A 15917-nucleotide genomic window follows, 5' to 3' on the forward strand; every position below is an offset into this window, starting at 1 on the left:
CGGGGCACCGACGTTTCCCGGCGACGGTCACCCACTGGGCGATGCGGCGTTCAGCGCGCCGGATGGCTACTAAACCGTCACCCAGCGGGTCTGGTGCGATCATGCGACGACGAGAAACATGGCCTCTGTTGTTCTCGCACATGCGCATATGCACATTAGGGAGAGACACCATGACCCCATCGCGCTCGCGCGGGTGGGCGGTGCTGCGTAACCTCGCGGTGCCCGCCCTCGCGCTGGCCGTTGTCGCAACCGTGCCGTTCAGTTCTCCCGACTCAGCCGAGTCCGGCCAGGCGGCCGATGCCTGGACCCCGATGTCTCCGGTCTCCGTCACGTACGAGCAGGCCAGCTACGGCACGGGTGCCCGTACGGCAAAGGGAAACCTGCTGGGCTTCAACGACTTCCACGGCGCGGTCGACCCGCCCACCGGCAGTGGTGGCCTGGTCAACGGCACCCCCGCCGGCGGCGTGGAGTACCTCACGACCTGGATCAAGCGGCTGCGCACCGAGGCCAAGGCGGAGCGGCGTGAGTCGATCACCGTCGGCGCCGGCGACCTGGTGGGCGCGACCCCGCTGGTCAGCGCCGCGTTCCACGACGAGCCCTCGATCGAGCTGCTCAACAACGCCGGCCTCCAGATCAGCTCGGTGGGTAACCACGAGTTCGACGAGGGCACGACCGAGCTGCAGCGCCTCCAGCGCGGCGGCTGCCACCCGGTCGACGGCTGCCAGGACGGCGACGGGTTCAAGGGCGCGAAGTTCAACTACCTCGCCGCCAACGTGGTGCGGAAGAACAGCGGCCTCCCGCTCCTGCTCCCCGTGGACATCCGCCTCGTCGACGGCGTACCGGTGGGCTTCGTCGGCATGACGCTCAAGGGCACCCCCTCGATCGTCAACCCGGCGGGCATCACCTCCGTCGAGTTCCGCGACGAGATCGAGACGGCGAACAAGTGGGGCGGCCTGCTCCGCCTCGCCGGCGTGAAGTCGCTCGTGCTGCTGATCCACGAGGGCGGCGCGCAGTCGGCCCCGCCCACCCCGCAGCCGGTCGACGGGTGTGCCAACTTCGCCGGCCCGATCACGAACATCGTCGCCGGGCTGCGTCCCGAGTTCGGCATCGTGGTCTCCGGCCACACCCACCGCTTCTACTCGTGCCAGCTGCCCAACTCCTCCGGCGCGCCGACGGTCGTGACCAGCGCCGGCAGCAACGGCGTGCTGGTCACCGACATCGACTTCACGCTGGACAAGCGCAGCGGCCGGTTCGCCGAGATCGCCGCGCGCAACGTCATCGTGGAAAACGGCGTCCGCAACCCGGACGGCAGCTGGCAGACCGACGTCACCGGCGCGTTCGTGCGCAACCCGGCGCTGGTCGACGCGAGCGCCAAGACGATCGCCGACAAGTACCGCACGGCGGTCGCGCCCATAGCCAACCGCCTCGTGGGCAAGATCACGGCGGACATCACAAACGCCGCGAACGCCGCAGGCGAGAGCGCGCTCGGTGACGTGATCGCCGACGCCCAGCTCGCGTACACGACCTCGGCCGGCGCCCAGATCGCCCTCATGAACCCGGGCGGCATCCGCGCACCGTTGACGTACGCCAACTCGCCCGGTGGCGAGGCGCCCGGCGACGTCACGTACGGCGAGTGCTTCACCGTGCAGCCGTTCAACAACCTGGTGGTCACCCAGACGCTCACGGGTGCCCAGATCAAGGAGGTGCTGGAGCAGCAGTTCGTCGGGTTCGGCGGGCAGACGGTCCAGCGCATCCTGCAGCCGTCGGTCGGCTTCACGTACTCGTACAACTCGACCGCCGCCGCCGGCTCCAAGGTCAGCAACATCGCGCTCAACGGCACGCCGATCGACCCGGCCGCCACGTACCGCGTCACGACGAACGACTTCCTGGCCAACGGTGGCGACGGGTTCACCCGCCTCACCGCGGGTACGGACCGGACCACCGCGCCCGGGTTCGACATCGACGCGCTCGTCGCGTACCTGGGCGGGGGCACGCCGGTGGCGCCCGGCCCGCAGAACCGCATCACGAAGACCGCCTGAAAATCACAAGGAGGGACCTCGCAACGCCGGGGTCCCTCCTTGCCAGGGCCGGATGCCGCTGGCATACTTCAGCGCGTGATCCAGCAGGTACGGCGTTACTTTAGCTACGGCTCCGGGAGTCCGGCAGTCGTAGGTCGCGCCTGATCACTAGACCTACAAAATGCCCCGGGCTCCTGGAGCCCGGGGCATTTTGCGCTCTGGACTCCAGGTGGACCCGGACAAAGACCCAGGGAGTACCCGATGGCCACCGATGTGGCGGAACAGCCCGGCACCCCGGCGAGCAGCGACGACACGGGCACAAACGCCCCAGAAGCGTCGGAGAGCATCCTCGCGATGCGTGAGCGCATCGACGAGATCGACAGCGCGCTCATCGCCCTCTGGCAGGAGCGCGCCAGCCTCTCCCAGCGCGTCGGCGCCACCCGCCTCGCTTCCGGCGGCACGCGCCTCGTGCTGTCCCGCGAGCGCGAGATCGTCGACCGCTTCCGCAGCGCCCTCGGCGCCGACGGCACCCAGCTCGCCCTGCTCATCCTCCGCGCCGGCCGCGGCCCGCTGTAGCGCCGCGGGCCGTCGGCCAAGCCCGACTCCGCGGAAGACCCACGCCGGCTGGGGCCCGCTGTGGCGCCGCGTCGTTGGCCAAGCCTGACTCCGCGGAAGGCCCGCGCCGGCGGCGACCCTGTGACGCTGCCGGCGCTTGACCCCGCGAAGACCCACACCGGGGCCACAGCTCTTGTGGCGCTGGCCGCGCCTGCGCCCGCGGAGGCCCACCACCGACCCCACCCCGCCACACCGCTGCGCCGTTAACCATTGCCTGACCACGTGGAAGGCCCACACGGCCCGTGGCGCTGCCAGCGCCTGACCCCACGGAGGCTCACACCCGGCGCGCTGGCCGCGCCTGAGCACCCGCAGAGACCCACAGCCGACCACAGCCCGACCGTGGAAGCCCACGCCGGCTGCGGCCCTGTGACGCTGCGTGCGCTTGACGCCGCGGAAACCCCACCGGCCAGCCCTGTGGCGCGCTCGCCGCACCTAAGCCCGCAGAGGCTCACTGCCAGCCCCAGCCCGCCACAACGCTGCGCTGTCAACCAAGCCCGACCCCCGCGGAAGGTCCGCTCCGACCGCAGCCCTGTGGCGCTGGCCGCACCCGAATCCCGCGGAGGCCCACCGCCGGTCACCGCCCGCTATCGCGCGCGCCCGCTGGCCAAGCCTGACCCGCGGAAGCCCACACCGCCCGCGCCGTTGGCCCCTGAGCCCGTGGACACCCACGTGGGCCGCGACCCCATGGCGCTGCCAGCGCATGAACCCGCAGAGGCCCCCACCGGCCGCAGCCCCCGTGGCGCTGCGCAGAGCCCGAAACCGCGACCCAGCGCGGAGGGTGAGGCCGCGGGAGCAACGGTCCGGACCACGACGAACATCGCGGTAGCTCAAAATCGCTTTCGGAACTTGAGCCCACGCGCGCCGAAAGGCCCACGCGCGCCGAGCAGCCCACGCACGCCGAGCAGCCCACGCACGCCGAGCAGCCCACGCACGCCGAGCAGCCCACGCACGCCGAGCAGCCCACGCACGCCGAGCAGCCCACGCGCGCCGAGCAGCCCGCCCGGGAAGCGGGCGGGCTGCGGCGTCGGGTCCTAGAGGGTGCGGGTCGGCAGCTCGGTGAGGTCGCCGGCCTCGTGCGAAACCACGATCTCGCGCTTCTCGGCGAAGTGGCAGGCGCTCGGGTGGTCGGAGCCGCTGCGGACCTCGAGCAGCGGCACCTCGCGGGCGCAGACCTCCTGGGCCTTCCAGCAGCGCGTACGGAACCGGCAGCCGGACGGCGGGTTGGTCGGGCTCGGCACGTCGCCGGTCAGGCGGATGATCGCCTTGTTCTTCCGGCTGTTCGGGTCGGGCACCGGCACGGCGGAGAGCAGCGCCTGCGTGTACGGGTGGGTCGGCCGCTCGTAGATCTCGTCCTCGGTGCCCAGCTCGACGATCTTGCCGAGGTACATCACCGCGACGCGGTCGGCAAGGTGGCGGACCACCGACAGGTCGTGCGCGATGAAGATGTACGACAGGCCGAACTCGTTCTGGAGCTTCTCCAGCAGGTTCATCACCTGGGCCTGGATGGACACGTCCAGCGCGCTCACCGGCTCGTCACAGACGATGATTTCGGGACGCAGCGCGAGCGCGCGGGCGATGCCGATGCGCTGGCGCTGGCCGCCGGAGAACTGGTGCGGGTAGCGGTTGATGTGCTCGGGGTTGAGCCCGACCACCTCCAGCAGCTCCTGCACCTTCTGCCGCCGGCTCGCCTTCGGCGCCACCTCCGGGTGGATCTCGAACGGCTCGCCGATCAGGTCGCCGACGGTCATCCGGGGGTTGAGCGACGTGTACGGGTCCTGCATCACCAGCTGGATGTTGCGGCGCAGCCGCCGCAGGCCGGTAGCGCCCAGCTTGTAGATGTTCTGGCCGTTGAAGTCGACGCTGCCGCTCGTCGGGTGCTCCAGGTGCATCAGCACCTTGGCCAGCGTCGACTTGCCGCAGCCCGACTCGCCCACGATGCCGAGCGTCTCGCCCTTGCGCAGGTCGAACGAGACGCCGTCGACCGCCTGCACATGGCCGATCGTCTTCTTGAAGACCACGCCGCGGGTGACCGGGTAGTACTTGACCAGGTCGCGGACCTGGAGGATCGGCTCAGTCACGGTTTACCAGCTCCTCGGCGAAGTGGCAGGCGCTGGCCCGGCTGGGCCCGAGCTGGAGCAGCGGCGGCACCTTCTCGGGGCACACGGGTTGTGCCATGGGGCAGCGCGGGTGGAACGGGCAGCCGGAGGGGATCTTCAGCAGGCTCGGCGGGAGGCCGCGGATGGTCCGGAGCTGCTGCCCCTTTTCGTCGATGCGCGGGATCGACTCGAGCAACCCGATCGTGTACGGGTGGGCCGGCTTCGCGTACAGCTCGTAGACGTTGGCTTCTTCGACGATGCGGCCGGCGTACATGACCGCGATCCGGTCGGCCACGTCGGCCACGACGCCGAGGTCGTGCGTGATGAGGATCAGGCCCATCTGCCGCTCGCGCTGCAGCTCGGCGAGCAGGTCCATGATCTGGGCCTGCACCGTCACGTCGAGGGCGGTGGTGGGCTCGTCCGCGATCAGCACCTCGGGGTCGAGGGCCAGCGACATCGCGATCATCACGCGCTGCCGCATACCGCCGGAGAACTGGTGGGGGTACTCGTTGAGCCGCTGCTTCGCGTTCGGGATCTTGACCTGGTCGAGCATCTCGCCCGCACGGATCTTGGCGTCGCGCCGGCTCATGCCCCGCCGGATGCGGAACTGCTCCGCGATCTGGAACCCGACCGTGAAGACCGGGTTGAGCGACGAGAGCGCGTCCTGGAACACCATCGCGATGCCCTCGCCACGGATGCGGCGCCGGTCCTCGGCGGACATCTTGAGCATGTCCTTGCCGTGGAAGCGGACCTCGCCGCCGGTGACGAAGCCGGGCGGGGTGTCGAGGATGCCCATGATGGTCTGTGCGGTCACGCTCTTGCCGGAGCCCGACTCGCCGAGCACGGCGAGCGTCTCGCCGGCGTCGACGTGGTAGGTGACGCCGTTGATGACCTTGGCGACGCCGTCGCGCGTACGGAACTCCACGCGGAGGTCTTCGACCTCGAGGAGGCGGCCGGTGGGCCGCCCTTCGCGAGCCGCTTCAGGCTGGTCGGCTACGTAGACGTTGGACAACGGTGTCTCCTACCGCAGCTTCGGGTCGAGGGCCTCGCGGACCGCCTCGCCGAGCATCACGAAGCTCAGCACAGCGACGACGAGGAACGCCGAGGGGAACAGCAGCCAGTACGGCGCGACCCGGATGTACTGCTGAGAGTCGCTGATCATGACGCCCCACGAGACCACCGGCGACTGGAGACCCACACCGAGGAACGAGAGCGTGGCCTCCGCGCCGATGAAGGCGCCGACGAGGATCGTGGAGTAGACCAGCACCGGGGCGAGGCAGTTCGGGATCAGGTGCTTGAAGATGATCCGCGAGTTGCTGGCGCCCATCGCGCGGGCGGCGACCACGTAGTCGGCCTGCTTGGCCGCCAGCACGCTCGATCTCATGATCCGCATGGAGACCGGCCAGACGAGCAGGCACAGGGCAAGGATGACCAGGCCCATGATCTTGTACTCGTTGGAGCCTGCGCCGCGCGGGTTGAACGTGAAGAGGATGACGATCGCACCGAGCACGAACGGGATGCCGAAGAACACGTCGGCCAGCCGGGAGAGCAGCGCGTCGATCCAGCCGCCCCGGAAACCGGCGAGCACGCCGACCGACGCGCCGATCAGCACGGTGCCGAGCGTGGCGGTCACCGCGACGATGATCGAGGCGCGAGCGCCGTAGATCACGCGGCTGTAGATGTCGCGACCCTGGATGTCGTATCCGAACCAGCCGTTGGCACCCGGGCCCTCGAGGCTGCGGCTCAGGCTGCCTTCGGTGGGGCTGCCGCTGGTGAACAGCCACGGGACCGCTGCCATCAGCACGAAAAGCGCGATGAAGCCGGCGGAGATCCAGAACAGCGGCTTGCGGCGCAGGTCGTACCACGCGTCGCCGAGCAGGCCGCGCGGCTTTTCCTTCTTGCCCTTGGGCGGCGCGGAGGTGGAGGGAACGGTGTCGGTGACGACACCGGGCTGCTCGGCGGGCGAGGTGACCAGGGAGCCAGACGTGGGGTCACTCATAGCGGATCCTCGGGTCGAGTGCGGCGTAGAGCAGGTCGACCAGGAGGTTCATCAACAGGTAGACCATCACCAGGACGACCACGATTCCGACAACGGTCGCGCTCTCCTTGGTAACGATAGCCCGGTAGACCTCCCGACCAATCCCGTTGATGCTGAAGATCCCTTCCGTCACGATCGCCCCGCCCATCAGGGAGCCGAGGTCGGTGCCGAGGAAGGTGATCACCGGGATCAACGAGTTTCGGAGCAGGTGTACGCCGACGACCCTGCGCTGCGGGAGGCCCTTGGCGACCGCGGTGCGCACGTAGTCGGAGCGCGAGTTTTCCGCGATGCTGGTGCGGGTCAGCCGGGCCACGTACGCCATCGAGATGCTGCCCAGCACGAAGCCGGGAACGATCAGCTCGTTGATCGGCGCGCCGCTGGAGACCGTCGGGTTGATGATGCCGATCTGCACGCCCAGCAGGTACTGGAGCAGGAAGCCGCTGACGAAGGTCGGGATGGCCAGCAGGAAGAGCGTGGAGACCAGGACCAGGTTGTCCAGGAAGCCGTTGCGCCGCAGGCCGGTGAGGATACCGGCGGTGAGGCCGATAATCGCCTCGATGATGAGGGCGACGAGCGCGAGCTTGAGCGTGTTGGGGTACGCCTGGGCGATGATCTCGCTGATCTCCCGGCCGCCGAACGTCTGACCGAAGTCACCGGTCAGCAGGTGACCCATGTAGTAGAGGTACTGGATCGGCCACGGGTCGTCCAGGTGGTACTTGTCGGTCATGAACTGGATGTACGAGTCCGGACAGGCACGCTCGCCGCACTTGCCGGCAAACGGGTCGCCGGGGACCGCCCAGACCAGCCAGTAGATCAGCAGCGTCGTCCCGAAGAAGACGGGGATGAGCTGGAGCAGCCGCCTCAACACATAACGGCCCATGGGTCCTCCAGACGGGGCGTCCTGATTGACGCCGGGACAGGGTGGGGGCGACGCACGAGGGGGTGGCCGCACGTCACCGGGTTGTAACCCCCAGGAGTCCGGCCTACCGATTGATGGTAGGCCGGACTCTGAGGTGTTGATACTGGTGAATCAGACGAGTTCGACCGTGGACAGGTCGATCGAGCCGACCCAGTTGGTCTTCACGCTGCTCGCGATCCGGTTGGAGATACCCGACTGCTGCGAGACCGAGACGACGGGGATCGAGGGAACCTCTTCGTCAACGATCTTGATGGCCTCAGCGAACTTGGCGTTCGCCGCAGCCTCGTCAGCAGCCTGCGAGCCCTCCTTGTAGAGAGCGTCGACCTGCGCGTTGCTGTACAGACCGTCGTTCGAGCCACCACCGGTGACGTACAGCGGGCCGAGCCAGTTCTCAGCGGCCGGGTAGTCCGCCTGCCAGCCGGCGCGGTACGGGCCGGTCATCTTGTGGGCGTCGATGTTCTGGCGGAACACCGCGAACGTCGGCATACCCTCGGCGCGAACCTTGATGCCGAGCGTGGACGCGACGCTGTTGGCAGCCGCCTCCATCCAGTCCTTGTGGCTGGCGTCGGCGTTGTAGTACAGCACCATCTCGCCCTGGAAGCCACCAGCCGCCTGCAGCGCCGCCTTGGCGGCCTCGGGGTCGTACTTGCAGGTCGAGCAGGCGAACGCCTCGGCACCCGGGGTGCCCGGCGCGGCCCAGTTGGTGGACGGCTTGCGCGTGTTGAAGAAGATCTTCGACGCGATCTCTTCCCGGTTGATCGACAGCGACACGGCGCGACGCAGGTCCTTGTTCTGGAACCGCTTGTCGTAGATCGGGAAGGCGATCAGCTGCTGCACCGGGATCGGCACGTCCAGGGCGCGGTTGCCCAGGTCCGACTTCCACTTCTCGCCCGCGAGCGCCGAGGCCGGCACCTGCTGCTGGAAGTCGAGGTTGTTGGCCTGCAGGTCCGCGTACGCCGCGGTGTCCTCCTGGTACAGCTTGACCGTGACGTCCTTGATCTTGACCTTGTCGTCGAGCGTGTACTCGTCGAAGCGGGTCAGCTTGATCTCGACGTTGTCCGACCACGAGACGAACTTGACCGGGCCGTTACCGACCGGCTTCTTGCCCCACTCGTTCTTGTCGGAGGCGGCGAAGAAGGAGTCCGGCATCGGGTAGTACGCGCTGTAGCCGAGCTTCACCGGGAAGATCGAGTTGGCGGCGGCCAGCTTGATCGTGAAGGTGTAGTCGTCGACCGACGCGAGACCGGACATGGTCTGCGCCTTCGGCGGCGGAGCCTTCTGCGGGCCCTCCTCGCCGTCCGGGTCCTCGGTGTGCACGTCTTCGTAGCCGGCGATGTCGCTGAAGAAGCTCGCCTGCTGCTGGCCGTTTTCCGAGTTGGCGGTGAAGTTCCAGGCTTCGATGAAGTTCTTCGCCTTGACCTCGGTGCCGTCGTGGAACTTGACACCCTTCTTGATCTTCACCGTGTAGGTCTGCGCGTCGGTCGTGTCGATCGACTCGGCGACCGCGTTGACCGGGTCACCGCCACCCGGCGGGTAGTTGATCAGACCGGTCCACATGAAGTCGAGGATGTCGCCGCCACCGGTCTCGCTGGTGTTGCTCGGCAGCAGCGGGTTCGCCGGCTGCGTGCCGTCAATGGTGATGGCACCATTCGCGGTCTTGTCCGTGTTGCCGCTGGTGTCCGAATCGTCGTCTCCGCCGCCGCAGCCTGCCGCGACGAGTGCGACAGCCGCGATTGCGGCAGCCGCGCTCGCACGCTTCGAGACTCTCATTTCTCAGGGCCTCCCTTGAGTGATTCGCTGTCGTTCCTCAGATTTTTCGCACAGCTACGGGTCGGTGCCGCCCGACGGTTCCGCGGCGTCGCTGCCATCTGGGTCATCGCCTGGTACGCGCGATGACCTGGCAGGTTGATGATCCGCTGAGATCGGCCGTCACCACCGCCGACGCGCGGAACGCCAGGGAGGCTACTGGATCGCGGACAGCCTTGGGTGCGGCGTCTGCGTGCATGACCATGCCTCCTGGGCGCTGGTGCGGGGCGGGTGAGGTGCTGACACTGTGACACCGCCCGCCCACCATCGTGAAGGAGCGTTATCAACCCGATATTCTGCCGGGACGCGGCCGATACTGTGTAAAGATCATGTTTCACCAAGATCATGAGGCTCTGACCAGGATCTTCTCGGACGAACGGACGACCATGGCTCCGTCGTACCATCGGTTGTTGTGACGTTCCCTGCCTCCGCACCCGCACTCTCCGACGTTCAGCGCGTACTAGCCGTGTTCGCGCATCCCGACGATATCGACTTCGGTTCGGCCGGCACCGTAGCCGGTTGGGTGGGTGCGGGCATCGATGTGGCCTACCTCATCGTGACGCGCGGCGACGCCGGCGGCTTCGACGACACCCCACGAGATCAAATGCCCTTGATCCGCGAAAACGAACAGCGCGCGGCGGCCGCGGCCCTCGGGGTCAAGCAGGTCGACTTCCTGGACGGATACCGGGACGGCCAGCTCACACCCACGTTCGAGCTGCGCCGCGACATCACGGCGGCGATCCGCCGGTTCCGGCCTGACCGCATTCTCACCAGCAGCCCGCTGCGCCGGTGGGAACGCCTCTCCGGACCGAGCCACCCCGACCACCTGGCGGTCGGCGAGGCCACGACGTGCGCGATCTACCCCGACTCCCGCAACCCCTTCGCCCATCCCGAGCTGCTCGAGGCGGGGCTGGAGCCGTGGGTGGTGCGCGAGGTCTGGTACTCCGGCGGCCCCAGCCCCGACCACGCCGTGGACGTCACGGACGCGTACCCCCGCAAGATCGAGGCCCTGCGCGCGCACGTCTCGCAGACCGCGCATCTGGACCTCGACGGCGGCTGGCTCCGCGACCGCATGGTCGCGACCGCCGAGGCCGCCGGCCTGCCGCCGGGCCGGCTCGCGGAGGCCTACACGGTCCTCCGCACGGAATAGCCACGCACGCGCGTGATCAAAGCTTCGCGGTGGCGCCACGTCCCTCGACCGGCGGCGGCGCCGCGACCCTCATTCAGGCAGATGTGCCCCGGTCCGCGCCAGTTGCGGACCGCATGCTCCCGCGGGCACCGCGGAGGTCGGCGGCTCGCCAGGGCTCGCCGAGATCCCCGACCTCCGCTGCCGGGTCCGCGCGACAAAACCCGAGACCCGCAGGTAAATGTGGTGACCGGTAAGCCGCGGTGCGGGATCGGGGCACACCGGGCCAAGATTCTGTTCTCCACCACAGCTCGCGCGTTTCTCAGCGACTGATCAAATGGCAATGATGAATCGCGCGAGCCGTGATCCACTCCGCCTGCCGCGCCATTAGCCCCCAATGCCCAATTTCGCCAGCGTCAGTTCCGTAACCTCACCTATATCCGGCCATAAGGCCAGTTATAAGCCCTGGCCGACGTCGCGCGATGACCAAGGCGTTGTCGGTCATCAGCCGTTGAATGGTGGATGCCCTGCTATCGCTCTCACGGGCGCGACCTCGCTGCAGGCCAGCCGGGTGGCGGGGATGCTGCCTATCCTCTTGGCGTCCACGCGGACCAGCTGGCCGGCGCAGCCTCTTGGTAGGCGGTCGCGGCCTCCTTCGACGGATCACGTGACCGGTCGGCGGGTCCAGGCTAGGCAGCTACGGGGCTTCCGACGGCGACGCATGATCCGACGGAGACCTCGTAGCCAGCGTGGTGGCAGCGAGGCGGCACGATCTGACCAACGCGCAGTGGGCGGTGCTGCCGCCTGTGTTGCCTGCGCGGTCGGGTCGGGCCGTGCGTGCCGGGACGCCGGGTCGGGACATGCCGGGGCTGTATGCGCCGTGGCACACGCAAGCGCACGCCGACGCGGCGGAAAGACCTGCCGGACGGTAGGTGTGGATTCCACGACCAGCCGGGCGCACCAGCAGGCCGCTGGCCGACAAGCCGTGCACCAGCAACGCCAACCGCGAGCACTACCGCCACCCTCAACCAATGGCGCCGAACTTTACGAAAACACGGCCTAGACCAGGCGGCGGTCCGCGGCCCAGCGGGAAAGCTCGTAGCGGTTGGACATCTGGAGCTTGCGGAGCACGTTCGAAACGTGGGTCTCCACCGTCTTGATGGAGATGAAGAGCTCCTTGGCAATCTCCTTGTACGCGTAGCCCCGGGCGAGCAGCCGCAGCACCTCGCGCTCCCTGTTGGTCAGCTGGTCGAGCTCGGGGTCGGCCATCGGCGCATCAGGGCGCGCGGCGAACGCGTCGAGCACGAAGCCTGCCAGCCGCGGGCTGAACACCGCGTCGCCCTCGGCAACCCGGCGGATCGCGGCGGCCAGCTCGTCCGGCGAGATGGTCTTGGTGACGTAGCCGCGGGCGCCGGCGCGGATCAGGCCGATCACGTCCTCGGCCGCGTCGGAGACAGACAGCGCGAGGAAACGGACCTGCGGGTGGCTACGGCGCATCGCGTCGAGAACCGCCCGGCCGCCACCGTCCGGCATGTGCACGTCGAGCAGCACCACGTCCGGTTCCATCGCCGCGATGCGGGTGACCGCCTCACTCACCGTGCTCGCCTCACCGACGACGTCCACGTGGACACCCAGCTCGGCACGGACGCCGGCGCGGAACATCGCGTGGTCATCGACGAGGAACACCCTCAGCCGGCGCTGCTCGGTCTGCTCGTCGCTCATGACGCGTCCTTCCCAGTGGTGACGCTCTCCCGTGTGGCCGGGAGGAAAAGGCGTACCTCGGTGCCGTCCCCGGGCTCGCTGATGATTTTCGCGCGCCCACCGTGCCGCTGCATACGCCCGATGATCGAACCGCGGACGCCATGTCGATGATCCTCCACCGTGGAAGGGTCGAAGCCGGCGCCCCGGTCGCGCACGAAAACGCTCAGCTGATCCGGCTCGACCTCCGCGTAGAGGGACACGGTCTGCACCTTGGCGTGGCGGGCCGCGTTGACCAAGGCCTCGCGAGCGGCGGCCACCAGCGCGCCGACCCGCTCGTCGGTCTGGCGGTCGCCCACGACGACCGTCTCCACCGTGATCGCGTACGTGTCCTCGACCTCGGCCGCCACCTGCTCCAGCGCGGCGGCGAACCGCTCGTTGGGCGAGGCGACCGGCCGGTAGAGCCAGTTGCGCAGGCTCCGCTCCTGCCCTCGGGCCAGCCGCTGCACCGCCTTGACGTCACCGGCGTTGCGCTGGATGAGTGCGAGCGTGTGCAGCACCTGGTCGTGCACCATCGCGGCCAGCTCGGCCCGCTCGGTCTCCCGGATGCGCCCCTCGCGCTCGGTGCGCAGCTGGTTGTACGTGCGCCACAGCACCGGGCCGGCCACGACCGCCACGCCGGCGAGGCCGACGAGCGCGAAGATGATGCCGTTGATGACGGCGCCGAAGTTTTCCGCCGGCGAGTACACGGCGACGACACCGATGATGCCGACCGAGACGAGCACGCCGCCGCCGATGAACCGGAGCAGGAACGCCCGGCGGTCGCTCTCGTCGACCACCGCGCCCAGCCACGGCACGCGGGGCAGCGTCTCGCTCCACTGGCGGCGGCGCTCGGGATCCGACTCGTGCCAGATCACACCGGCACCGACCGCGATGATCGCGACGAGCCACCCGGCCAGGCCGGTGACGCCCAGCGCGCCGAACCCGAACGCGAGCGTCTGCACCAGCAGCAGGCCAAGCCCGATCGCCACGAACGGGAGCAGATGCATGAAGTTGCGCCGAGGCGGCTCCTCGGCCGTACGCTCCTGGAGGGGCAGCACCGCCCAGAACGCCGCGTAGAGCAGCAGTGCCAGCCCGCTGAGCGGGAGCAGGACCACAAACGCGATGCGCACCCGCACCACGGGGATACCCAGGTGGCGCGCGAGGCCCGACGCCACTCCCGCCACGACGCGCTGGTCGCGGGAACGGGTGAGGCGGGGCTGCTGGGTCCCGACGGTGACGATCGCTCCGCTCCTGCCTACTGGTTGGCTACCTGCTCACCGATCGTCACACGAGGAACGTCCCCCTGGCCACGGGGACGCCCCGGACATTGGCGCCGAAGATCTCAGGGTGGGGTCAGGGTTGGTGCCTGAGGCTGTTCGGGTGCGGTAGCGGCGAGGATCGAACACATGACGGATGAAGGTGCCCAGGCCCGCCGACCGGGGGACGACGACACGACCCAGCCCTCGCCCGCGACGCCCGCGCCTTCGGAGGCCGGAGCCTCGGCGGGTCCCGCCTCCGTGGCGGGTGACGAGCCGACAGCCGAGGTGCGGGCGGACGAGCCCACAGCCGACGTGCGAGCGGACGAGCCCACAGCCGACGTGCGGACAGACGAGCCGGCGGCCGACCGGTGGGCGGCCGACCCGACGCTTCGGGACACGCCCGTGGGGGGCGAGCAGGCAACACCTCCTCCGCCGCCCGGTGCCGGCACGCCGCCACCTCCGCCACGACCCGGCGCGGGTACCACGCCTCCGCCGGGAGCCGACGACCCGAGCATGGCCGCTTTCACCTCGCGATACGGGCTGGTCCGCCCGCGCCAGGGCCGGTACATCGCCGGGGTCTGCGCCGCAATCGCGCGGGCCACCAACACGGACCCTGTGCTGTGGCGGGTGCTCCTTGCCGTGCTCGGCTTCTTCGGCGGCATCGGCATCCTCGTCTACCTCGCCGCGTGGCTCATCATCCCGGCCGAAGGCGACTCGGCCTCGCCGGTGGAGTCGATGCTGGGCCGCGGCCGGTCGAGCATGTCGCCGGTCATGGTGATCATCCTGGCCGTACTGGTCGTGGTGATGTTCGGTCTGATCGTTACGGACGGCTTCCGGGCAGTGGTGCTGGGCGCCGCGGTGCTCATCGGTGGGGCACTGCTGCTCAACCGGAAGCCTGGCCGCTCCGCCCCGGCGGCACCCAGCGGGGGTGAGGTGCCGTTCGGGGCGGGGCGGCCGTGGCAGCCGGCCGCACCGCCCTACCCGCACCAGCCGCCGCCCGGCCCTGGCCACGCCGCTCCCTCCGGGCCGTACGCGCAGACCGCCACCTTCCCTCCCCCACCCTCGGCACCGCCGCCGGTGCCCCGACCCCTCCGGTGCCGCACATGCAGCCTCCAAGCCCGCCGCCGATGTCGCCGCGTCCGCCGCACCGGTCGGGTCCACCCTTCCCGCCCGCGCCGCCCGGGCCGCCGCCCGGTGGATACCGCCAGCCGTTCGCGCCGCACGGGCCGTACGCCGGGCCGGGCCCCTACCCACCCAGCTACAGCGGGCCTCCGGTCCCGCCGCCCAAGCCGCCGAAGCCGCCCAAGGAGCGTTCACCGCTCGGCGCCGCGACGTTTTCGCTGATCTTCGTGGCGCTCGGCGTGGTCGCCGCGCTCGACCTGGCCAACGCCATCAGCATCACGCCCTCCACGTACTTCTTCGGCGTGCTCGTGACGGTCGCGCTGGGCCTGCTTGTCGGCGCCTGGTTCGGGCGGGGTCGGTGGCTGATCGCGCTCGGCTTCATCGCCGCGGCGGCACTGGGCATCTCGACCATCGCCGAGAGCCAGGTCGGCCGGTACGACACCTCGGGCACCGACGTCTTCTGGCAGCCGGTCAGCGCGCAGGCCATGCCCGAGCGGTTCGAGCACAACTTCGGCAGCGCGGTCCTCGATCTGTCCAAGGTGGACTTCACCGACCAGGACGAGTCGCTGACCGTACACGTGAGCTTCGGCGACCTCGAGGTGATCGTGCCCCCCAATGTGGACACCACGGTGCACGCCGAGGTCAACGCGGGTGACGCGAACATCTTCGAAAACAACGCAAGTGGCTTCCAGGCCTCGCCCGGTGAGGTCGTCGACCTCGGCTCCGACGGCGAGGGCGGCGGCAAGCTCAACATCACGATCAAGATCAACGCGGGCTCGGCGGAGGTGCACCGATGAAGCCGCACCGTACTGATGGCGTCTCCCTGACGTTCGCACTCCTCTTCCTGTCCATAGCGGCCTGGTGGTTCATCGCACAGCTCTTCGACCTGCCGCTGCCGGCCGTCGGCTGGTTCGTGGCCGGTGCGTTGATCTTCCTCGGCGCGCTGGGCCTGATGGGCGCGCTCCGCTCGGGCAAGGGCGACCCGCCGCCACCACCGGCCGAGCCGGCCCCGGCGCCGGAGCCGGCACTCGCCCCGGTCAGCGGCCTCCCGGCCGAGCTGCACGCCGACATCGTGCGCGAGCTGCTCGCCGGCCCGCAGACGCCGTACCTGCCGCCGGTCAGCGGCGCGCCGGAGATCACCAAGCGAGACAACGCCTAGCGTTGATCATCAGGGCGTC

At 69.4% G+C, this 15917-nt stretch carries 11 protein-coding genes and 1 pseudogene; 5 read left to right on the plus strand and 7 right to left on the minus strand.

The genetic code is table 11. The annotated features are described in order from the left end of the window. Window positions 1-170 precede the first annotated feature (170 nt). Window positions 171-2039, plus strand: coding sequence for a bifunctional metallophosphatase/5'-nucleotidase (locus Phou_RS14645; protein WP_173056553.1), 1869 nt, complete (start codon window positions 171-173; stop codon window positions 2037-2039). Between the two features lie 240 nt (window positions 2040-2279). Continuing rightward, a complete protein-coding gene (locus Phou_RS14650) occupies window positions 2280-2594 on the plus strand; it encodes a chorismate mutase (RefSeq protein ID WP_173056554.1) in 315 nt (104 codons plus the stop codon). A gap of 1070 nt (window positions 2595-3664) precedes the next feature. Here the strand turns inward: Phou_RS14650 and Phou_RS14660 are convergent. The 5 genes from Phou_RS14660 to Phou_RS14680 all read right to left on the minus strand — a co-directional run bounded on the left by Phou_RS14660 (window position 3665) and on the right by Phou_RS14680 (window position 9456). Next, a complete protein-coding gene (locus tag Phou_RS14660; protein ID WP_173056556.1) occupies window positions 3665-4711 on the minus strand; it encodes an ABC transporter ATP-binding protein in 1047 nt (348 codons plus the stop codon). After that, window positions 4704-5741 (minus strand): ABC transporter ATP-binding protein, encoded by a 1038-nt coding sequence (locus Phou_RS14665; RefSeq protein WP_173056557.1) that lies wholly within the window; start codon window positions 5739-5741, stop codon window positions 4704-4706. The genes Phou_RS14660 and Phou_RS14665 overlap by 8 nt, the downstream gene beginning before the upstream one ends. Window positions 5742-5750: 9 nt before the next feature. Further along, window positions 5751-6728, minus strand: coding sequence for an ABC transporter permease (locus tag Phou_RS14670; protein WP_173056558.1), 978 nt, complete (start codon window positions 6726-6728; stop codon window positions 5751-5753). Next, window positions 6721-7647, minus strand: a complete 927-nt coding sequence (locus Phou_RS14675; protein WP_173056559.1) for an ABC transporter permease — start codon at window positions 7645-7647, stop codon at window positions 6721-6723. The genes Phou_RS14670 and Phou_RS14675 overlap by 8 nt, the downstream gene beginning before the upstream one ends. 150 nt (window positions 7648-7797) lie before the next feature. Next, a complete protein-coding gene (locus Phou_RS14680; protein WP_173056560.1) occupies window positions 7798-9456 on the minus strand; it encodes a peptide ABC transporter substrate-binding protein in 1659 nt (552 codons plus the stop codon). A 448-nt stretch (window positions 9457-9904) separates the two neighbouring features. On the opposite strand from Phou_RS14680, the gene Phou_RS14685 reads away from it, so the two are divergent. Further along, window positions 9905-10642, plus strand: coding sequence for a PIG-L deacetylase family protein (locus Phou_RS14685; RefSeq protein WP_173056561.1), 738 nt, complete (start codon window positions 9905-9907; stop codon window positions 10640-10642). A 1035-nt stretch (window positions 10643-11677) separates the two neighbouring features. Here the strand turns inward: Phou_RS14685 and Phou_RS14690 are convergent. Both Phou_RS14690 and Phou_RS14695 read right to left on the minus strand, forming a co-directional pair. Then, on the minus strand, window positions 11678-12340 hold the full coding sequence (locus tag Phou_RS14690; RefSeq protein WP_173056562.1) for a response regulator: 663 nt from the start codon (window positions 12338-12340) through the stop codon (window positions 11678-11680). Further along, entirely contained in the window at window positions 12337-13599 is a 1263-nt protein-coding gene (locus tag Phou_RS14695; RefSeq protein ID WP_173058392.1) for an ATP-binding protein, read from the minus strand. The genes Phou_RS14690 and Phou_RS14695 overlap by 4 nt, the downstream gene beginning before the upstream one ends. A 420-nt stretch (window positions 13600-14019) precedes the next feature. Between Phou_RS14695 and Phou_RS52645 the strand changes: the two are divergent. After that, window positions 14020-15536, plus strand: a pseudogene (locus Phou_RS52645) (PspC domain-containing protein). After that, window positions 15533-15898: a hypothetical protein gene (locus Phou_RS55470; RefSeq protein ID WP_246273557.1), complete on the plus strand. Its 366-nt coding sequence runs from the start codon at window positions 15533-15535 to the stop codon at window positions 15896-15898. Before Phou_RS52645 ends, Phou_RS55470 begins: the two are co-directional and overlap by 4 nt. The last annotated feature ends 19 nt before the right edge of the window (window positions 15899-15917 follow it).

The sequence above is a fragment of the Phytohabitans houttuyneae genome (assembly GCF_011764425.1).
GTDB classification, from domain to species: Bacteria; Actinomycetota; Actinomycetes; order Mycobacteriales; family Micromonosporaceae; genus Phytohabitans; species Phytohabitans houttuyneae.